Origin of the sequence: Aeromonas bestiarum (genome assembly GCF_028751155.1) — a bacterium.
Taxonomy (GTDB): domain Bacteria; phylum Pseudomonadota; class Gammaproteobacteria; order Enterobacterales; family Aeromonadaceae; genus Aeromonas; species Aeromonas bestiarum.
This window is the reverse complement of record NZ_CP064746.1, coordinates 2,551,161-2,571,098: the sequence shown is the minus strand read 5'-3', so window position 1 is coordinate 2,571,098 and position 19,938 is coordinate 2,551,161. Positions and strand designations below refer to the sequence as shown.

Here is a 19,938-nt window from a genome sequence, read left to right as displayed (position 1 = left end):
AGCCAGCACCAGCACGGCAAGGAGCAGACGAGATGACAAGGATTGGGTTTATCGGGCTGGGCAACATGGGGGGGCCCATGGCCGCCAACCTGGCCAGGGCGGGGCACGGGGTCCGGGTGTTTGACTTGATGCCGGAGAGTGTCGCCAAGGCGATCGCCGCCGGTTGTATCGCCGCCGGGGATGCCCGCGAAACGGTGGCCGATTGCGATGTGGTCATCAGCATGCTGCCCGCCGGTGAGCACGTGCGCGGGCTCTGGCTCGGCGAGAGTGCCGGAGAGCGGGGAGGACAGGATCTGCTGGCAGCCTTGCCCGCGGGGGCCCTGGTGATCGATTGTTCCACCATAGACGTGGCCTCGGCCCGCCAGGTGGGGGAGGCGGCACGAGCCCGGGGGATCCGCTTTATCGATGCCCCCGTCTCGGGTGGCGTCGCCGGGGCGGCGGCGGGGAGCCTCACCTTTATCGTCGGCGGCGAACTGGCGGATTTCGAGGCAGCCAGGCCCATTCTGGCTCACATGGGGCAGAACCTGTTTCATGCCGGGGCGCTCGGGGCAGGCCAGATCGCCAAGATGTGCAACAACATGCTGCTTGCCATCCACATGGCGGGCACCGCCGAGGCGCTGGCGCTCGGGGTGAAGGAGGGGCTGGATCCGGGCGTGCTCTCCACCATCATGGGCAAGAGCTCAGGCAACAACTGGAGCCTGGAGCGCTACAACCCCTGGCCTGGCGTGATGGAGAACGTGCCTGCCGCCCGCAACTATCAGGGGGGCTTCATGACCCGGCTGATGGTGAAAGATCTGGGGCTGGCCATGGCCCTGGCCGAACATGCCCACAGCGCCGTGCCCATGGGAGCCCTTGCCCGCAACCTGTTCAACCTGCACGCAAGCCAGGGCCAGGAGAGCAAGGATTTTTCCAGTATCGTCGAGCTCTATCTGGATAAAACGCTGGACCCGTCACAGGCCGGTTAGTCTGCGGCAGTTTGCTCATCACCTCATCAAGCGGGCTGCAACTCAGTTAACAACAAGGAGTACCCATGGATATCAAGCAGAAAGTCATCGCCATCACGGGGGCGGGCAGGGGGCTCGGCCGCGCCATCGCCCTGAGCCTGGCCAGTCAAGGCGCCGTGCTGGCGTTGATCGATGTCAATCGCACCGATCTGGAGGTGACCGAAGCCGAGCTGCGCAGTCGCGATGGCCAGTGCGCCCTGTTCGTCTGCAACGTGGCGAGTGAAGCCGAGGTGGAGACGACCTTTGCCGCGATTAAAGAGCAATGTGGCGCCCTGCATGGCCTCGTCAACTGCGCGGGGATCCTGCGGGACGGCATGCTCATCAAGGTGAAAGAGGGCGAACTGGTGGAGAAGATGAGTCTGGCCCAGTGGCAGGCCGTCATCGACGTCAACCTCACCGGCACCTTCCTCTGTGGTCGCGAAGGGGCGGCCCTGATGGCCAAAGGCGGGCAGGGGGGCGTCATCGTCAACATCTCCTCCATCGCCCGCGCCGGCAATATCGGCCAGAGCAACTATGCCGCCAGCAAGGCCGGGGTGGCCTCCCTGGTGGTGACCTGGGCGCGGGAGCTGGCCCGCCACAATATTCGGGTCATGGGCATAGCCCCCGGGGTGTTTGCCACCGACATGACGGCGGCGATGAAACCGGAGGCGATGGCGCGCATGCAGCAGGCCATTCCGGTCGGCAGCCTGGGGCAGGCGCACCAGCTGGCCGAAACCGTGCATTTTATTCTCGCCAATGACTATCTGTCCGGCCGCATGATAGAGCTCGACGGCGGCTTGCGACTCTAAATTCCGGCTGCCTTTTGCAGATGCCCCTGGCCCCTGGTACAGGGGCATTTTTATTGAAACGTTTGTCAGCAGTCGATGCTGCCGACCCAGGCTGCAAGCTGCATGCTCATGCAGGTCTGCTCCGAAAAACGGGGGCGAAGTCATGGAAAAATGTGAAATATCAACGGGTCTTTCTTAATTTGAGCCAGCTCACAGGCGCTTGAGGTCAGTGCTGTAGAATTGCGCGCGGTCAAGACGGTGCATGATTGACGGTACGAGGGATTGCGGTCGGAATAGTCATGCAATATAGTTGCCGCCTTTTTCACGGGGTACGGATTTTTCGCCCCTCCCATATTGCGCGCAGTATGAATACGGATGCTCTACCGCCGCCTAATCAAACAGGATTGAGATGGACAAGAAACTAGGGCTTGGCGCCCTCATCTCGCTGGTGATCGGCTCCATGGTCGGCGCCGGGGTCTTCAGTCTGCCACAAAATATTGCCGCTCATGCCAGCGCCGGGGCCGTCGCCCTGGGGTGGGCCATCACAGGTCTTGGCATGATCTGTCTCGCGCTGGTTTACCAGAATCTCTCCATGCGCCGCCCGGATCTCGATGGCGGTATCTTCAGTTATGCCAAGGCCGGTTTCGGCGATTTCATCGGCTTCAACGCCGCCTGGGGTTACTGGCTCTGTCAGCTGCTGGCCAACGTCTCCTACGCCATAGTGGTGTTCAGCGCCCTGAGCTACTTCTTCGACACGCCGGACAATGTCATCTTCGGCGACGGCAACACGCCCGTGGCCATCACGCTCGCCTCCCTCCTCATCTGGTCGGTGCACGCCCTGGTGCTGCGCGGGATCCAGGTCGCGGCCCTGGTGAACATAGTCACCACCATCGCCAAGATGGTGCCGCTCATCGTGTTCTGCGTGGCCATACTGCTTGCCTTCAACATGCAGACCTTCACTCTGGATATCTGGGGCCACGACAACGTGGAGCTGGGTTCCGTGATGGATCAGGTCAAGTCCACCATGAAGGTGACGCTCTGGGTCTTCATCGGCATCGAAGGGGCCGTGGTAGTCTCCGCCCGCGCCCGTCATCGCAAGGACGTGGGCCGTGCCACCGTGCTGGCGCTGCTCGGCGCGCTGGCGCTCTACGTCATGGTGACCCTGTTCTCCCTCGGCGTCATGAGTCAGCCGCAGCTGGCCGCCCTCAAGAACCCGTCCACCGCCATGATCCTGGAAGCCGTGGTGGGCCCCTGGGGCGCCTGGCTCATCAACATAGGTCTGGTGATCTCCGTGATGGGGGCTCTGCTGAGCTGGACGGTACTGGCGGCGGAAGTGCCCTATATCGCGGGCAAGACAGGGGTCTTCCCTGGCTGGTTTGCCAAGGAGAACAAGAACGGCTCGCCCAAGGTGTCGCTCTGGTGCTCCACCTGCCTGGTGCAGATCTTCCTCATCATCATCTACTTCCAGAGCAGCACCTATCTGGCGCTGGTCAACATCGCCACCTCGGCGGCGCTGGTGCCCTATGTCTTCTCCGGTGCCTATGGCCTCAAGCTGGCGCTGAAAGGGGAGACCTACGAGGGTCAGCCCCATCAGCGCAAGCGCGATCTGCTGCTGGCGCTGGTGGCCACCCTCTACGGCTGCTGGCTGGTCTATGCCGCCGGGGTGGAATACCTGCTGCTGGTGGCGCTGCTCTACAGCCCCGGCATCTTCATCTACTGGAAGGCGCGCCAGCACCACGGGCTGCGCGGCCTCAACCGGCTGGAGCAGGGGATGACGGCGGCCCTGCTCGGTTGCGCCGTGCTGGCCTTCTACAAGGTGATGGACGGTACCATTCCCTTGAGTTAACCGGCACAATGAAGAGATGGCCCAAGGGCCATCTCTTTTTTTATGCGCGTGTTGGCCTGGATGGTCAGGCGCCGCCTCGGAAGGAATTTTTATGCTGTTTATGGGTTATCTGCTGCTGGGTGCTTTCGCGGGCATGCTGGCGGGGCTGTTCGGGATCGGTGGCGGTCTCATCATAGTACCCGTGCTGGTTCTCAGCTTCCACGCTCAGGGGGTAGCCCCCGATATCATTACCCATTTGGCACTGGGTACCTCGTTGCCCACCATGATCTTCACCGGTTTCAGCTCATTGCGGGCACATCAGGAGGCCGGCGCGGTCGACTGGGTGGTGATCCGCCGATTGGGGGCCGGCATGCTGATCGGTGCCTGGCTTGGCGGCATGACCGCCAACCTGCTCAGCGCCAGCACCCTCAACATCATCATTGGCTGCTTCGCCTGGACCATGGCGCTGCAGATGGGGCTCAACCTCAAGCCCAAGGCGGAGCGGCACCTGCCGGGACCTGTCGGCACCGGCATCGCGGGCACCGTCATCGGCTGGATGTCGGCGCTGTTTGGCATAGGCGGCGGCTCGCTCACCGTGCCTTATCTCAGCTGGAACAGCGTGCCGATGCGCAACGCCGTGGCGGCCTCCGCCGCCTGCAGCATGCCCATCGCGCTGGCGGGCAGCCTGAGCTACCTCTACGCCGGCTGGGGCAATGCCTCCCTGCCAGAATGGAGCCTGGGCTTCATCTACCTGCCCGCCCTGCTCGGCATAGTGCTCACCAGCACCCAGTTCGCCCGGGTGGGGGCAAAGCTGGCCCATAAACTTTCCCCGCAACGGCTCAAGCAGGCGTTCGCCCTGTTGATGTTGCTGGTGGGGGCCAAGTTCATGCTGTTTAGCTGATTCATTCGGCAGATTGTTGAAAAATAAGGCGAACGGTTCGTCTCTCGGCAGAAAGCCATTGCAATGAAACGGGACTTTGCTATTCTCCTCGCCGGTGGTCCCATTGGTCCTCTCGCATTGATAACTCGTCAACCTGGTCAGGACCGGAAGGTAGCAGCCAAGGCGGGGGACTCGAGTGCCGGGATGTGGCTGGTGGGGCCACCACCTGTTTCTGCAGATCAATAAGTTAGCCTCCAAAACCCCCTCTAGACCTCTTGGTCATCCACTTTGTATGGATGGACTCGGAGTCTTCATAGTGAATCTCTGGCTCTCTGCGCAAGGTATCTGGTACTACCACAAGTGACCTTGCTCCCCTGTGGGCATTTTCGCGTAAAGCCAGTAGCTGCCCAGCCAGAACCTCAGTCAAATTCCCTACCGGAACCTCAGCAGCCACAACAACAGAGACAACCTGCGGCCAATTCTGCCCCTCAGTCAGCCCTGATGGCTCCTTCTACTATTTCATCCCCTGTACTCTCAGAACTCAGTGAGCGTTATCTGAAAGAGAGGGCACTTTCCTGGGTACCAAAAGCGCTCCGCAACCAGAAGAACTAGAGCGGTTACTTCACCACGGCGAATGCTCAACACTCCGCCGGAGTATGGCGGAGTGTTGTTTTGTTGCTATCTCCCAGACCTGGGTTCAGAACCTGCCATTTAAGCCCACTCGGAAAGTGTCGTTGCGTTCATTTGAGCCAAGATTGGTTTTGTATGAAACCCCTAGCTGCCAGGAGTGTCCCAGGTTGAAGTCGATACCCATATCCAGGCCGGCTAAATCGCTGTCCTGAGCATCGGGCTTGAGGCTGTAAAGCATGCCTTCGTCGCCCAGGTCGGTATAGCGCATCTTGTAGTCGCTGCTATGACTGAAGTTGTGGCCCCAAGCCAGGCCAACCTTGGGTGTCACCACACCAAGCGGAGCCATCAGGTCGTAGCTAGTACGCACACCGAGGTAGGATGTGAAATTCTCTTGGCGTTGCTCTTCATAGGACAGACCATAAATGCCGCCACCACTTTCACGGTAAGCCTCCATGAGGGTTGTGCTGGCATTCAAGCGGCCGTAAGGCGCCAGCGACAACGGCCCCTTGCGGTATTCATAGCTGGCAGTCAGGGATGCGAACAATTGATCTGCATCCCGCGAGCCACTGGCATAGTCATCTGCGCTGTCGGTGATGTAACGGCGTGAATCAAAACTGATACGGTTGTAGCCCAGCAGGCCGTCGACATATACCTGCGGCGCCTGGTTCAGGCTTAGATAAGTGGCGATACCGATGGCCTTCCCATCACTGCGAGTGTTGTTCTTGCCGATATCACTGCGGTCGTTGCCGTAGCCGATACCGACACCGACGATGGCCGTTGGTGATAGGCGATAGTCTGCACCGGCGCTCAGGCCCAGTGTAGTGAAGCTGTTGTCTTGCGCGCCCTGCGCATGGGTAGAGCCGACGTTGACGAAGCCGTCGCTCCAGAATGCCAAGGCATCCTGTTTGCAGCCGTTCTGCACCGAGGTTGCGGCCTTGCCTTTTTCCAGTTGTGCCTGGTTGGCGGAATCTCCTTGCTGACTCTGGATAGCTTTGGCGATCTCGCCCAGGGGCATGGCACTGTCATCCTTGCGTAAACTGGCATTGAACGAATTACGGTCGCAATTTGTTTGATGCAACTGCTCAAGACGTCGGTTGAAGTTGTCCATCTGAGTGCCGGCGAAGCGCTCTGCTGTCCGGCTCTGAGCGTTAAGCAGGCCGATAACTTCGGCATCCTTGGTCGGGTCTGGACGTTCCTTAATGATGAAGCTGACGGTGCTGGCTGAGCTGGCACCGCTACCGTTCCGCAGGCTGAAGCTGACGATTGCCGTCCCAGCGAAAGCGACCGACGGTGCGAAACGCATCGAGAATGGGCCCGTCATCGTTACTCGCCCGGCGGAGGCAGGGGTGACCGAACCCAGAGTTGCCTGGGTGAACGGGCCACCGGTGGCACCTTGGGTCAGGTCGACTGTGGCAGACTGTCCCACGGCCAGGATCTGGCTGGATGCTGGCACGGAGATCTCCATGGCAGAGATGGTGATCGAGAAGTTTTGCAAGCTGGTGGCACCTTTGGCATCAGTGACTGTGATGGTCAGGTCGGTAGTGCTGGCGGTGCTTGGCGTACCGCTGATGAGGCCGCTGGCGGCATTCAGGCTCAGGCCCTCAGGCAGGGCGCCGGCGGTGATCGCATAGGTGTAGGGCGCGGTGCCGCCGGAGGCGGTGAGCGTCGCACTGTAGCTGGTGCCGATAGTGCCGTTGCTCAACGTGGTGGTGATCAGACTGATGCTCGGCGGGTTGACGGTGATGGTCACCGTAGCCGGGCCGGAGGTGCCGCTGGCATTGGTGGCTGTGTAGGTGAAGCTGTCGGCACCGGAGAACCCGGCGGTCGGGGTGTAGGTGATGCTGGTGCCGCTGGCGGTGGCAGTGCCATTGCTGGCGGCGCTGGCCACGGCGACGCTGGTGGCAGCGCCGCCACTGAGGGCCAGGGTGATCGGGTTGGCACTGCTGTTGGCGGCGACAGTGGCACTGACGGCACTGGCGACTGGGGCCTGGGCATCGATGGTGAGGGTGTAGGCCTGAGAGCCGGTCGCGCTATTGGCATCGGTGGCGGTCACGGTCGGGTTGCTTGTGCCGCTGGCGCTCGGCGTGCCACTGATGGCACCTGTGCTGTTATTCAGGCTGAGGCCGGCCGGCAGACTACCGGCGGTGATCGCATAGGTGTAGGGCGCGGTGCCGCCGGAGGCGGTGAGCGTCGCGCTATAGCTGGTGCCGATAGTGCCGTTGCTCAACGTGGTGGGGCTCAGGCTGATGCTCGGCGGACTGATGGTGATGGTCACCGTAGCCGGGCTGGAAGTGCCGCTGGCGTTGGTGGCGGTGTAGGTGAAGCTGTCGGCACCGGAGAACCCGGCGGTCGGGGTGTAGGTGATGCTGGTACCGCTGGCGGTGGCAGTGCCATTGCTGGCGGCGCTGGCCACGGCGACGCTGGTGGCAGCGCCGCCACTGAGGGCCAGGGTGATCGGGTTGGCACTGCTGTTGGCGGCGACAGTGGCGCTGACGGCACCGGCGACTGGGGCTTGAGCATCGATGGTGAGGGCGTAGGCCTGGGAGCCGGTCGCGCTGTTGGCATCGGTGGCGGTCACGGTCAGGTTGCTTGTGCCGCTGGCGCTCGGCGTGCCACTGATGGCACCTGTGCCGGTATTCAGGCTGAGGCCGGCCGGCAGACTACCGGCGGTGATCGCATAGGTGTAGGGCGCGGTGCCGCCGGAGGCAGTGAGCGTCGCACTGTAGCTGATGCCGACAGTGCCGTTGCTCAACGTGGTGGGGCTCAGGCTGATGCTCGGCGGGCTGACGGTGATGGTCACCGTGGCCGGACTGGAGGTGCCGCCGGCGTTGGTGGCTGTGTAGGTGAAGCTGTCGGCACCGGAGAACCCGGCGGTCGGGGTGTAGGTGATGCTGGTACCGCTGGCGGTGGCAGTGCCATTGCTGGCGGCGCTGGCCACGGCGACGCTGGTGGCAGTGCCGCCACTGAGGGCCAGGGTGATCGGGTTGGCACTGCTGTTGGCGGCGACGGTGGCGCTGACGGCACCGGCGACTGGGGCCTGGGCATCGATGGTGAGGGTGTAGGCCCGGGAGCCGGTCGCGCTGTTGGCATCGGTGGCGGTGACGGTCAGGTTGCTTGTGCCGCTGGCGCTCGGCGTGCCACTGATGGCACCGGTACTGGTATTCAGGCTGAGGCCGGCCGGCAGACTACCGGCGGTGATCGCATAGGTATAGGGCGCGGTGCCGCCGGAGGCGGTGAGCGTCGTACTGTAGCTGATGCCGACAGTGCCGTTGCTCAACGTGGTGGGGCTCAGGCTGATGCTCGGCGGGCTGATGGTGATGGTCACCGTAGCCGGGCTGGAGGTGCCGCTGGCGTTGGTGGCGGTGTAGGTGAAGCTGTCGGCACCGGAGAACCCGGCGGTCGGGGTGTAGGTGATGCTGGTGCCGCTGGCGGTGGCAGTACCATGGCTGGCGGCGCTGGCCACGGCGACGCTGGTGGCAGCGCCGCCACTGAGGGCCAGGGTGATCGGGTTGGCACTGCTGTTGGCGGCGACAGTGGCGCTGACGGCACCGGCGACTGGGGCTTGAGCATCGATGGTGAGGGCGTAGGCCTGGGAGCCGGTCGCGCTGTTGGCATCGGTGGCGGTCACGGTCAGGTTGCTTGCGCCGCTGGCGCTCGGCGTGCCACTGATGGCACCTGTGCCGGTATTCAGGCTGAGGCCGGCCGGCAGACTACCGGCGGTGATCGCATAGGTGTAGGGCGCGGTGCCGCCGGAGGCGGTGAGCGTCGCGCTATAGCTGGTGCCGACAGTGCCGTTGCTCAACGTGGTGGGGCTCAGGCTGATGCTCGGCGGGCTGACGGTGATGGTCACCGTAGCCGGGCTGGAGGTGCCGCCGGCGTTGGTGGCGGTGTAGGTGAAGCTGTCGGCCCCGGAGAACCCGGCGGTCGGGGTGTAGGTGATGCTGGTACCGCTGGCGGTGGCAGTGCCATTGCTGGCGGCGCTGGCCACGGCGACACTGGTGGCAGCGCCGCCACTGAGGGCCAAGGTGATCGGGTTGGCACTGCTGTTGGCTGCAACCGTAGCGCTGACCGGGCCTGCGATCGGTGCCGGTACTGTGTATGTATAACCGTTGGTCAGGGTTGCGCTGCCACCAGGTGTGGTGACTACCACGTTCACCGCGCCGGCGGCGTGGGCCGGGGTGGTCGCGGTGATGGTGGTGGCATTGTTGACTGTGTAGCCGGTGGCCGCTGTTCCGCCAAAGCTTACGGCGGTAGCGCCAGTCAGATTGGTGCCGGTCAGGGTGACTGAGGTGGCGCCAGCGGTGGAACCACTGTTCGGTGCAGCGGAAGTCAGGGTCGGTACTGCGGAGCTGGTGACCACCAGGGTATAGGTGGCGACACCACCCTGATTCAGGCCGTCATTCAGGGTGATGCTGAATGTGTAGGTGCCGGCCGTAGTTGGCGCGCCGTGGAGCGTGGTGGTCGGGCTGCCCGGCGACGGGTCTAGGATCAGGCCGGGAGGCAGGCAGGGCGTCACGCCATCGTAGTCCGGGTCGTTGGCATCGCACTCCACCCATTGGTCCAGCGGCAAGGCGCCGCCGGTCGAGCTGATGGGGATACTCATGGACTGACCTACCGCCACGCTGGGCAAGGTACTGCCCGAAGCTGGACTGGTGATCACGGGAGCTGCGGCCATTGCCTGGGTGGGCAGTGCCAACATGACCAGCAACATAAAAAGTGAAATCAGCGGGCGTTTTACTCTGGTACCTGGCGCGGTAAGTAGTGTTCTCATGATGGCTTCCTGCCTTGCGACCGGTTCGTGGCTCGTATCCAACGTGAATGTTGATAAAGGTCCTACGGTTACGGCATGGTTACAGCTAGTCCAATCCACTGCTCTTGCATGGTGTTCAAGGGTTGTCGAGGTTCTGTTTGACAGCAGGCTTGGCAGGTCGCTGCATCTGGGTATAAAGGCCGCTATCAGCACAGGGCTGGAAGCCAAGTCGTTCATAGAGTCTGCGGGCCGGGCTGCCTTGTTCGACGCTCAGGCTGCAGGACTGACGATCGGCATCCGCCTCGGCGAGCAGGGTGCGCAGCAACTGAGTACCTATGCCCCGGCCTTGCCAGGCGGGGAGCAGGGCAATATCGACGATGCGCATATCATGGGCCTCGCGATTCACGCACAAACGCCCGATCGGGCTGCCGGCCTGCTCAACGATCAAAAAGTCCGCGGCGGGAAAGTGATTTTCATAATGCTGGCGTTGCAGTTCGGCCTGTGAATACAGGAACGCCCGGCGCTGGGCATCGTTCCAGCCCGGTACCGCGCGGACCTCGACCCAACGGCGTGACAGATACAGCTCACACAGAAAGGTCCGATCGTGGTCGTTCTGCTTGCGCAGTACGACCACCTGGTTCGTCGACAGTTGGAGGTGGACGGAATGAATCATTGGGATCTTATCGGGTACTCGCCATCAAGGCAGATGCAATAGGACAGCGTCAGGAAGGGTTGCATGGTGTTACGCATCGTTGGCGGTGGTGCAGCGTTTCCGACTGGCGCCACTGTGCCGGCGGCCAGTTTGGGGTCGGTCGCCGACGGAACGGTAGCGTTGTACAGACGGATATTGCGGGGCTGTGCCAAATAGGCGGTGTTGTTGGGGGTGTCCACGGCTGCGGCTGTTTCGCTGCCATCCTTGGCCAAGACCATGTGGCTATGGGACGAGATGTTATCTGGCTTCAGTTCTATACGATCGGCGCCCAACGGGGTTCCGACGTTCGTTCCTATGGTACCACCTGAACCCATGGCAACCCGTCCGTTGAGATTGGGCAGCCTGAAATTCTGCCCTGATGTGCCGCCATAAAGCGTGCCAATCACCGAATAGAGCGCGGGATTCTGCTGAACAGTCATGAGCGATCCATCGCAATAGGCCCAGTTTTGTGGGGCAAAGTTGTAGGGAAACAGTCTGATTTCACCGGTAAAAGCGTCCATGAGCGGTCGTCCCAGATTGAGTGGTTAACGTTACTGGCTGCGAGTCGGATAGAGGCCGACCAGACAAATGATGTAGCTGACCGTCAATGACCCCATCAGGTTGTCATGCGCGGTTGCGTTGACACCGGGTGGAACCAGTGCCGTGTCGAGAAAATTCGGGTGCAGGGCGTGGGGAGTGGAGGTGCCGGTTCCCGCGCTGTACAGACCGGTGATGATGCCCGCCCCCGGGAACTTGCCGAAGGTCATTTTGTTGGGATCAGTCGAGGGGGACGGCACTGAGGACGTGGCGTCGCTGGTGCTCACCATAAAGGAGTGGGTATGGTTTGGCGTGTTTTCCGGGCGCATGGTGACGGAGGCTTGGCCCATGGTGTTCGCCAGCACTCTTGGGGTCAGGCCCGGACCACTTCCCGAGCCTACGGGCAGGCGGCCGCGGTAGTCCGGCAGGCCGAACGTGGTGGCACCGTTGCCGCCATATAGGGTTCCCAGTAATGAATACAGAGCTTGATAGTCGTTGATCGACAGGGTTCTACCGTCACACAACGCCCAACCTTCAGGCGCATAGTTGCCGGCAAACATGCGAATTTCTCCGACGAAGGCTTCAGACATGTCAGTTTCCTTGCTTGAGAGTCTGTAAACAGCGATTACTGGCGCGGTGGGTAGATACCCGTTGTAGCAATGCAAAAATACCCGACGATGGAGGGCTGCATGTTTGGCATGGGCAAGCCCTGGGTCGGCACAACGGTGGCACTGTTGAGGGACACCAGATTGGTCGCCGCCGGGGCATAAGTCGGTTTTGCAACCGCCCCCACGGAGTTCGAACTGATGGCGGGAATATTGCCGGAGGGGCCAGCGGTGCCGGGAGCGTTCGAGACATGGGTGGCATGGGTGTGCGCGAGCAGTGACGTCAGGGGCAAGGCCACTGTTTCGCTCCCCCCTTGGCTGCCCAGCGCATGGGTATCCATGATCGGAGGGAGAGTCGAAGCCTGAAAGTTCTGCCCCAGGGCAACCCGGCCGCGCAGATCCGGCAGGCCGAAGGTGGTGGTGCCATTGCCGCCAAAGTTTTTGCCCAGTAGGGAGGCCAGTGCGACATTGCTGTTGAATGGTAGAACCTGCCCCTCACAGGGAAGCCAGCCTTCAGGTGCCCAGCCCCAGGGGAACAGGCGAATTTCACCAAGAAAGGGATCCATGTTCTTTTCTCCTTGAACAAGATAATGGCGCCAAATCCATTTACCGCAGGAGAGTAGCAAGCGCTTGTAGACAATAGACAGGTTTGGATTCATTTGGCAAGTGCATTTTTTAATGTTTAATTGCGCTTGCTACGAACCTCGAATAGTTGATGTATTTACTCAACATCTATTGCCATAAAAAGCACTGAAGTGACTTAGCGTAAAATTGTAGAAAAATACCATGCTGTAACCAGCATCTATCCTTCAACCTATATCACATTCGCACGCTATACCGTCGAATGTATGCGTTGAAATGCTGCGTGCACGCTGCACTATCAAAGTGAACTGGCCAACTGAAAGGATGGGTGCTTGCGTCACTTTTCTTCTCTATCTACTGCAATGATTGACATCAATGCTATCTAACTCGATATCGAACAATGGATAGTTATGCCGGCATCACAGGCCAGGAGCGTATAAAGCTGATTTATCATGCCTAATCAAAATATATGGCTGATCGTAGTAAAATCTCTAGCAGGCTAGCTAAGGTATAAACTCGAATATGAGATACATGAGATACATGAGATACATGAGATGTCGTTGTCGAATCCTCCCGGCTATCTTTTTTAGGTGATACCATGTCCAGCGGTGCTCAATAATAAGATTGCGTTGTTTATTGACTGCTGAGCCAAAACTGGAAGACATGCTCGCTAAATAGCGAATCCGAATAGTGTGCTACACCTTGACTCTTCCATAACCACTCTTGGGAAAGGATATACTGTTGCAACCCACTATGTGGCAGCTTGGTAAAGGCGACCAATCCAATTAATCAGTCTCTAATACTCTTTCCGTCCTCTCGGTCAGCCACTTTATGTGGATGACCAAGACCTCTTTCAAGTAAATCAATAACCTTCTTCGCACGTTTTCCGATCCTGCTGCAAGGTGGTCCACCGTTTTCTCTATTCTGGTATGACATCCTTGATGCCATCGGCGGTGGGCAAGGTGCGGCTGCCGTAATAGATAGCAGGCTGTGCATGCCCTCATGTGTTCGGGTAGCAGGGGAACCAGACGACTGGCCTGGATGTGCGCCGCCGTCTCGTCATTGGTGGAGATGGTGGCGCTGACAAGATGCCCCTACAGACTGTTCCCGATTTTGACATGTCAGGGGATCAGGCGACCGAAACCTGCTGCTCTCACCGTGGCCCCGCCATGGTGGAGTGGCTGACCCAGCGCAGGCTCGACGTCTGACGAGGGCAATGAGCCATAGAATCGGGACATGCTCCGGCTGACGGTGAATGGCGTATCGCATCAAGCCGCTTGCCGCAGCCTGACTCCCATGATCGGGTCTGCGCACCTTGCTCCAATCTGGCTGCCCAGATGACACAGGCCTAGTCGGGATGCCCGCGCTTTTGGGGATCCTCGGGCGGTGACAGGGGTTGCGATCCATCGTCATGGACAGGTTGCTGATCGCGACTGGCCAGCACGGTGCGATTGCGGCCCCGTCGCTTGGCTTCATAAAGTGCCTTGTCGGCCTGTTTCAACACGGCGTTGAGATCGTCATCGCTGCCGGGCCAATGGGCGACCCCGAGCGAGATGGTGATGTGGCCGGCGCCGGGCATCGGATGTGCGGCGACCCGCTGGCGCAACCGCTCGGCGATTTCGAAGGCGAGGGGGAGCGGCAGGCCGGGCAGCAAGACCAGAAACTCTTCACCGCCGCTACGACACACGGCATCCGCCTGTCTGGCGCCTTGCTGCATCAAGGCCGCGAGGGCGGCCAGCACCTGGTCCCCGACATCGTGGCCGAAGCCGTCATTGATCTGCTTGAAGTGATCTATATCCAGCGCTATCACGGCGAGTGGCTGGCCCAACGCCTGATAGCTGTCGAGCACCTGCTGCATGCCCCGGCGGTTGAACAGGCCCGTCATGGCATCGGTATGGCTGTCATTGTGCAGCTGGGTGATCCTGGTATTGAGCAGCCCCAGCCCCTTGAGCATGGCCTGCTTGAGCTGGGCGGCCTCGAAGTACCAGACCCGGATCCTGGCGATGTTCTTCAGCGACTCTTGCTGATCCATCAGCTTGGCCTTGTGGGCCAGCTGCCACAGCGGCCTGGAGATGAAGATGGCGGAAATCCAGATGAACAGCAGGATCAGCAGGTTGATGGGAATGATCTTGAGCAGCACGTGCATCATCTGCTGATCCAGTCCGGCCAGGGTGGCGGCGCGGGGACGCTGTGCCACCACCCCCCAGTGGGTCTGCGGGATGGGGGCGAAGCCGGCCAGCATCTCTGTGCCCGTATCGTCAGTCAGTGCGAGTGCCCCTTCTTCGCCATTCAACACCCGATCGACCACCCCGTTGTCACGGATTTTTTCACCGACCCTGGCACTGTCCGGGTGATAGATGCGGGTTCTGTTGCGATCCACCACATAGAGGGAGGAGCCATCCTGATAGTAGTGCTGGCCCAGTATGCCGGAGAGCATGTTGTGTGACTGGAGGTAGATGGTGCCCGCCACATAGCCCAGATAGGCCTGCTCCTTGTCGAAGATGGGGTAGGAGATGCTGATGAGATAGTTGCCCGAGAGCGAAACGAACGGATCCGTGATCACCGGCTGGCGGGTCGTGATGGAGAGCTTGGCGCTCTGGGACGTGAGTCTGGCCCCCTTTACCTGCAGCGTATCGGGATAGACGGCCACGACCACGGCATCGGCATTCACGACGGCCACCGAGTTGAAGGTCGCCGTCTGCTGTTGCAGCCGCCGTACTTCACTCAAGAGGGTGCTGTCATCCTTCATGGCGGGGGCGAGCAGGGTGGCGCTGTAGGCCAGCTGGCTCTGACCGGACTGGAGCATGGTGCTGGTCATCTCGGCCAGCTTGGCCGCATAGACGCGATTGGCATCCAGGGTGTTGCTGATCAGCAGTGCCCGCTGCGCTTCGTAAGTGGCATAAAAACTGTTGCTCAGGGTCGCCATGACGCTGATGACGGCCAGTGCGAGTATGAGGCTGCGCAGGTCAATTTTCAGGAACCGAGGAAGTAACATGAGCAGGCAGGCGTCCGGTATCAAGGTGCGGTAGTGGAAATGAGCCTGTTGATTCTAATGGAGCCAACTGTCGAAAAGCTACTACTATCCGGCCTGGCCTACCCACCTTAATGCCTTGATCGAAAAGATGATCTTCTCTGTTCCATCCTTGGTCGGCGCGGATCACTCAATAAAGGCCGCCATCCCAGACAGGGACCTCTCCCTGGGTGGGCGAGGCGGCGAGTGTGCGTTGCAGAGGTCAATCCGGCTCGCCCGTTGGCGCGACCATGGCCGCGACAATCTGCCAGAAGGCATCGATGAGCGGGCCCTTGCTGTGGGGCGGGCGAATGAGGCCTATGGTCCAGCTTGCCTCGGCTTCGCGCAGGGGCAGGGTGAGCACATCCGGGTGCTCTATGGTGGTGGAGGAGGGCACCAGGGTCCAGGCGATATCCGCCGCCGCGGTGGCGACCCCGGCGGCGAAGTCGTTGACGTACTGGATATCGCGAAAGCGCACGCCGCTCTGGGCCAGGTAGTGCATCAGGTTGTCGTAAAACGAGGGTGCCTTGTCCCGGCGCAGTATGGCCAGCGGCTTGTCCACCAGATCCGCGAGTTCATTTATGCCGCTGTAGCTGGCTGGCAGTACGGCGACAAAGTGCGCCAGCACCACAGGCAGGCAGTGCCACCCCTTGGGAGCGGGCAGGCGGCAAAAGCCGAGATCCAGCCTGCCTTCGCTCAGGGCCAGCAATTGGTGATGGGTGGAGAGGTCGTTGAGCTCTATGGTCACCTGCGGCCGCTCGGCGCGAAAGCGGGCGATGGCGGCGGGCACCAGTATCTTGGTGGCCACGCCGAAGCCGATGCGCAGGGTGCCGCTGTTGCCTGCCAGCACATCGCGGGCGGTGCGCCCTAGCTGTTCGCTCTGGGCCACCAGGGCGCTGGCATCCGCATAGAGCGCCCGTCCCAGCACGGTCAGGCGGGTGCTGCTGGCGTTGCGCTCGAACAGCTCACCGCCGAACTCTTCCTCCAGCCGCCTTATCTGCTTGCTCAGGGCCGACTGGGTGACATGCTGACGCACCGCCGCCTGACCGAAGTGCAGCACCTCCCCCAGGGTCACGAAGGCTTTCAGATCCCGTAGCTCCACCACAGCTCCTTTCATTCCTGTTGGGAATGTTGAATGGCCATATTTGTCATTGGACGGAATTTTAGAACTGTTCGATGCTTATGCCAATTTATTTGGGGCGCCTTGACTGGGGCGCCGACTTATCAGAGATGGCTGACACCATACGCGCAGAGGGAGCAACACCAGATGCATCACCATATGTTCAACGACTTCCCGAAAGACTTTCTGTGGGGCGCCGCCTCCGCCGCCTATCAGGTGGAAGGGGCCTGGAATGCCGACGGCAAGGGCCCCTCTGTGTGGGATCTGTTCACCAAGCTGCCGGGCAAGACCTTTGAGGGCAGCAACGGCGATGTGGCGGTCGATCACTATCACCGCATGGAAGAAGATGTGGCGTTGATGGCCGAGATGGGGCTCAAGGCCTACCGTTTCTCGGTGAGCTGGCCGCGTATCTATCCGACCGGCCGGGGCGAGGTGAACGATGCGGGTCTCGCCTTCTACGAAAAACTCATCGACACCCTGCTGGCGCACAAGATCGAACCCGTGCTGACCCTCTATCACTGGGACTTGCCCCAGGCGCTGCAGGATGAGTACGGCGGCTGGGAAGACAGACGCATCATCGACGACTTCGAGCGCTACTGTGTGACCCTGTATCAGCGCTTCGCCGGCAAGGTGAAGTACTGGGTATCGCTCAACGAGCAGAACTACAACCTGACCAACGCCTATCAGCTCGGCACCCATCCCCCCGCAGTGCAGGACCGCAAGCGCTTCTTCGCCGCCAACCACATCGCCTTCCTGGCCAACGCCCGGGTGATCAAGGCGTTTCGCCAGCACGTGCCGAACGGCCTGATAGGCCCGAGCTTTGCTTATTCGCCCGCCTATCCGGCGTCATGTGACCCCAAAGACATGCTGGCGTTCGAAAATGCCGAGGAGTTCACCAACTACTGGTGGCTGGATGCTTACTGCTTCGGCCGCTACCCCCAGGCGGCGCTCGCCTACTTGAAAGAAAATGGCGAGGCACCGGAAATACTGCCGGGCGATCTTGAGCTGCTGCGCGAAGGCACGCCGGATTACATAGGCGTCAACTACTACTACACCCTGACCTTCACCGACAATCCCCTCGGCGGCCAGACCCTGCAGCGCATCAACACCACGGGGCAGAAGGGCACCACCCCTTCGAGCGGCATTCCGGGCCTCTACAAGACGGCGCCCAACCCCCATCTGGAAACCAGCAACTGGGACTGGGCCATAGACCCGACCGGGATGCGCATTGCCCTGCGCCGCCTCTCCTCCCGCTACGGTCTGCCGCTGATGATCACCGAGAACGGCCTCGGCGAGTTTGACCAGCTGGGGGCGGATGACAAGGTGCACGATGATTACCGCATCGCCTACCTCAAGAGCCATCTCGTTGCCTGTCAGGAGGCGCTGCAAGACGGGGTCGAGCTGATTGGTTACTGCGCCTGGTCCTTCACCGATATCCTGAGCTGGCTCAACGGCTACCAGAAGCGTTACGGCTTCGTCTATGTGGATCGCGATGAGCAGGGCGGCTCCTTGCGTCGTATCAAGAAAGAGAGCTTCCACTGGTATCAATCGGTGATCGCAAGCGGCGGCAAGATGCTGTAAATCACTCGGTTCGGATTGCATTGGAACAACAGGCTCTGCTACGGAAAAGGCCCCTCGTGTGAGGGGGCCTTTCGTTTTGCCGCCGACCTCTTGTGCGATGCAGTGGCATGCTGCGATGGGCGCTAGATAAACATGCCGCCCGAGGCCTCGATGCGCTGGGCATTGACCCAGCGATTGTCATCCGAAAGCAGGGCCGCTATCACGCCGCCTATGTCGTCCGGCTGGCCGACTCGCCCGAGCGCGGTCTGGCTGGCGATGAAGTCGTTGACGGCCTGATTGTCCCGCACCACACCCCCGCCAAAATCAGTCTCGATGGCACCGGGCGCCACCACGTTGACGGCGATCCCGCGCGGGCCCAGCTCCTTGGCCAGATAGCGGGTCAGCACCTCTATTCCCCCCTTCATGGCGGCGTAGGCAGCGTAGCCTGGCAGCGCGAAACGGGTGAGGCCGGTCGAGAGATTGATGATGCGCCCGCCATCGCGGATCAGGGGCAGCAACTGCTGGGTCAGGAAGAAGGTCCCCTTGAGGTGAATGTTCATGAGGGTATCGAACTGCTGCTCAGTGGTTTGCTCGAAGCTGGCGTGGATGCCGATGCCGGCATTGTTGACCAGAAAGTCGAACCGCTCGCGTTGCCACTCCCGCTGCAGCAACTGGCGCACCTCGGCCGCGAAGGTGGCGAAGGAGGCGCTGTCGGCCACATCGAGTGGCAAGGCGTGGGCCTTGACGCCGAGCGCATTGGCCTGCGCCACCACGGTGGCCGCCTCTTCGGCCTGGCTGCGATAGGTGATGATGAGATCGACGCCTTTGGCGGCGAGGGCCAGGGCCGAGTGTTTGCCGAGGCCGCGGCTGGCGCCTGTGATGAGGGCGATGGAACGGGTCATGGTACGACTCCTGTCAATAAGGTGGATGCGGGCTCGGGACGAGCCGCTAGTGCCACTCTATTGGTGCGTGCATCATGGATAAAGATGGTAATAATAGATGCACTGTTCCGTTCAAAGTGACAATGATGCCATGGATCAACTGGATGCGATGAGAATGTTCATGCGGGTGGCCGAGCTTGAGAGCTTCACCCGCAGCGCCGAGCAGCTGGGCATGCCCAAGGCAACGCTCTCCGCGGCCATACGCCGGCTGGAAGAACAGCTGGGCACCCGCTTGCTCCATCGCACCACCAGGCGGGTGCAGCTGACCACGGATGGTCAGCTCTGCTATGCCCGCAGCCAGGAGCTGCTGGCCGACATGGAGGAGTTCAACGGGCTGTTCCGGCAAGGGGGACAACTCAGCGGCCAGCTGCGGGTGGACATGCCAAGCCGGATGGCGCGCCATCTGGTCATCCCGGCGCTGCCCGCCTTTCTGGCGGCCCATCCTGATCTGCAACTGATGCTGAGCAGCACGGATCGACGGGTCGATCTGGTGCGTGAGGGGTTCGACTGCGTGGTGAGGGTGGGGGCGCTGGAGTCCTCCAGCCTGGTGGCGCGCCCCCTGGGTCACTACCGCCAGATCAACTGCGCCAGCGCCACCTATCTGGCTCGCCACGGTACACCGCAGACGCTGGTGGATCTGGCGCAGCACAAGCTGGTGCACTATGGCGCCGGGCCCGGGAGTCGCGAGGCCGGTTTCGAGTACGTGCAGGCCGATGGCTCCCGCACCGTGCTGGCGATGGCGGGGACCCTCACGGTGAGCGACAGCGAAGCCTATCTGGCGGCGGCGCAGGCGGGGCTGGGGATCATCCAGCTGCCAGGCGTCGGGGTCGAGCCGCTGCTCGCCAGTGGCGAGCTGGTGGCCATACTGCCACAGTGGCAGGCGCCGCCCTTGCCGATCCATGCCCTCTATGCCCATCGTCGCCAGCTCTCGCCCCGGGTGCGGGCCTTCATCCACTGGCTGAGCGAGGTGCTGGATGAGGCGCTGGCTGCTGACACGGCGGTCGTCACCTGATGCGGGGCCGGTAACGGATGACCT

At 61.3% G+C, this 19,938-nt stretch carries 14 protein-coding genes and 1 other RNA gene; 7 read left to right on the top strand and 8 right to left on the bottom strand.

Annotation, left to right across the window (positions count from 1 at the left end):
* Positions 1-32: 32 nt before the first annotated feature.
* From mmsB to ffs, 5 genes are all read left to right on the top strand, one after another.
* Positions 33-965, top strand: coding sequence for a 3-hydroxyisobutyrate dehydrogenase (gene mmsB, locus IU367_RS11925; protein ID WP_274451978.1), 933 nt, complete (start codon positions 33-35; stop codon positions 963-965).
* 65 nt (positions 966-1,030) lie between these two features.
* Positions 1,031-1,792, top strand: coding sequence for an SDR family oxidoreductase (locus IU367_RS11920; protein WP_274451977.1), 762 nt, complete (start codon positions 1,031-1,033; stop codon positions 1,790-1,792).
* 388 nt (positions 1,793-2,180) lie between these two features.
* Positions 2,181-3,617 (top strand): arginine-ornithine antiporter, encoded by a 1,437-nt coding sequence (arcD, locus tag IU367_RS11915; RefSeq protein WP_042871706.1) that lies wholly within the window; start codon positions 2,181-2,183, stop codon positions 3,615-3,617.
* A gap of 91 nt (positions 3,618-3,708) precedes the next feature.
* A complete protein-coding gene (locus tag IU367_RS11910; RefSeq protein ID WP_043136249.1) occupies positions 3,709-4,497 on the top strand; it encodes a sulfite exporter TauE/SafE family protein in 789 nt (262 codons plus the stop codon).
* Positions 4,498-4,598: 101 nt separating this feature from the next.
* Positions 4,599-4,695, top strand: an RNA gene (gene ffs, locus IU367_RS11905) — signal recognition particle sRNA small type.
* Between the two features lie 478 nt (positions 4,696-5,173).
* On the opposite strand, the gene IU367_RS11900 is transcribed toward ffs, so the two are convergent.
* The 7 genes from IU367_RS11900 to IU367_RS11870 all read right to left on the bottom strand — a co-directional run bounded on the left by IU367_RS11900 (position 5,174) and on the right by IU367_RS11870 (position 16,383).
* A complete protein-coding gene (locus IU367_RS11900; protein ID WP_274451976.1) occupies positions 5,174-9,709 on the bottom strand; it encodes a putative Ig domain-containing protein in 4,536 nt (1,511 codons plus the stop codon).
* A 283-nt stretch (positions 9,710-9,992) separates the two neighbouring features.
* Positions 9,993-10,529 (bottom strand): GNAT family N-acetyltransferase, encoded by a 537-nt coding sequence (locus IU367_RS11895; protein WP_274451975.1) that lies wholly within the window; start codon positions 10,527-10,529, stop codon positions 9,993-9,995.
* Positions 10,526-11,068, bottom strand: coding sequence for a phage tail protein (locus IU367_RS11890; RefSeq protein ID WP_274451974.1), 543 nt, complete (start codon positions 11,066-11,068; stop codon positions 10,526-10,528). The genes IU367_RS11895 and IU367_RS11890 overlap by 4 nt, the downstream gene beginning before the upstream one ends.
* Before the next feature lie 30 nt (positions 11,069-11,098).
* Positions 11,099-11,674, bottom strand: a complete 576-nt coding sequence (locus IU367_RS11885) for a phage tail protein (protein ID WP_274451973.1) — start codon at positions 11,672-11,674, stop codon at positions 11,099-11,101.
* Positions 11,675-11,709: 35 nt separating this feature from the next.
* Positions 11,710-12,348, bottom strand: coding sequence for a phage tail protein (locus IU367_RS11880; protein WP_274451972.1), 639 nt, complete (start codon positions 12,346-12,348; stop codon positions 11,710-11,712).
* Positions 12,349-13,619: 1,271 nt separating this feature from the next.
* The gene (locus tag IU367_RS11875; RefSeq protein WP_274451971.1) at positions 13,620-15,266 is read right to left on the bottom strand and encodes a sensor domain-containing diguanylate cyclase; all 1,647 of its coding nucleotides are present in this window, start codon (positions 15,264-15,266) and stop codon (positions 13,620-13,622) included.
* A gap of 238 nt (positions 15,267-15,504) precedes the next feature.
* Positions 15,505-16,383 carry a LysR family transcriptional regulator gene (locus tag IU367_RS11870; protein ID WP_274451970.1) on the bottom strand — a complete coding sequence of 293 codons (879 nt, stop codon included), beginning with the start codon at positions 16,381-16,383 and terminating at the stop codon, positions 15,505-15,507.
* A gap of 165 nt (positions 16,384-16,548) precedes the next feature.
* Between IU367_RS11870 and IU367_RS11865 the strand changes: the two genes are divergently transcribed.
* Positions 16,549-17,982: a glycoside hydrolase family 1 protein gene (locus IU367_RS11865; RefSeq protein WP_274451969.1), complete on the top strand. Its 1,434-nt coding sequence runs from the start codon at positions 16,549-16,551 to the stop codon at positions 17,980-17,982.
* A 122-nt stretch (positions 17,983-18,104) separates the two neighbouring features.
* Here the strand turns inward: IU367_RS11865 and IU367_RS11860 are convergent, their stop codons facing one another.
* Positions 18,105-18,863, bottom strand: coding sequence for an SDR family NAD(P)-dependent oxidoreductase (locus tag IU367_RS11860; RefSeq protein WP_241278838.1), 759 nt, complete (start codon positions 18,861-18,863; stop codon positions 18,105-18,107).
* Positions 18,864-18,993: 130 nt separating this feature from the next.
* Between IU367_RS11860 and IU367_RS11855 the strand changes: the two genes are divergently transcribed.
* Positions 18,994-19,914: a LysR family transcriptional regulator gene (locus IU367_RS11855; protein WP_337999351.1), complete on the top strand. Its 921-nt coding sequence runs from the start codon at positions 18,994-18,996 to the stop codon at positions 19,912-19,914.
* Positions 19,915-19,938: the final 24 nt, after the last annotated feature.

Bases quoted from the DNA above. Each gene is read 5' to 3' on its own strand.
- IU367_RS11890 (WP_274451974.1), bottom strand. From the start codon at position 11,068: ATGGACGCTTTTACCGGTGAAATCAGACTGTTTCCCTACAACTTTGCC.
- IU367_RS11885 (WP_274451973.1), bottom strand. From the start codon at position 11,674: ATGTCTGAAGCCTTCGTCGGAGAAATTCGCATGTTTGCCGGCAACTAT.
- IU367_RS11880 (WP_274451972.1), bottom strand. From the start codon at position 12,348: ATGAATCCAAACCTGTCTATTGTCTACAAGCGCTTGCTACTCTCCTGC.
- IU367_RS11920 (WP_274451977.1), top strand. From the start codon at position 1,031: ATGGATATCAAGCAGAAAGTCATCGCCATCACGGGGGCGGGCAGGGGG.
- IU367_RS11865 (WP_274451969.1), top strand. From the start codon at position 16,549: ATGCATCACCATATGTTCAACGACTTCCCGAAAGACTTTCTGTGGGGC.
- IU367_RS11910 (WP_043136249.1), top strand. From the start codon at position 3,709: ATGCTGTTTATGGGTTATCTGCTGCTGGGTGCTTTCGCGGGCATGCTG.
- IU367_RS11895 (WP_274451975.1), bottom strand. From the start codon at position 10,529: ATGATTCATTCCGTCCACCTCCAACTGTCGACGAACCAGGTGGTCGTA.
- arcD (WP_042871706.1), top strand. From the start codon at position 2,181: ATGGACAAGAAACTAGGGCTTGGCGCCCTCATCTCGCTGGTGATCGGC.
- mmsB (WP_274451978.1), top strand. From the start codon at position 33: ATGACAAGGATTGGGTTTATCGGGCTGGGCAACATGGGGGGGCCCATG.
- IU367_RS11900 (WP_274451976.1), bottom strand. From the start codon at position 9,709: ATGAGTATCCCCATCAGCTCGACCGGCGGCGCCTTGCCGCTGGACCAA.
- IU367_RS11855 (WP_337999351.1), top strand. From the start codon at position 18,994: ATGGATCAACTGGATGCGATGAGAATGTTCATGCGGGTGGCCGAGCTT.
- IU367_RS11875 (WP_274451971.1), bottom strand. From the start codon at position 15,266: ATGTTACTTCCTCGGTTCCTGAAAATTGACCTGCGCAGCCTCATACTC.
- IU367_RS11860 (WP_241278838.1), bottom strand. From the start codon at position 18,863: ATGACCCGTTCCATCGCCCTCATCACAGGCGCCAGCCGCGGCCTCGGC.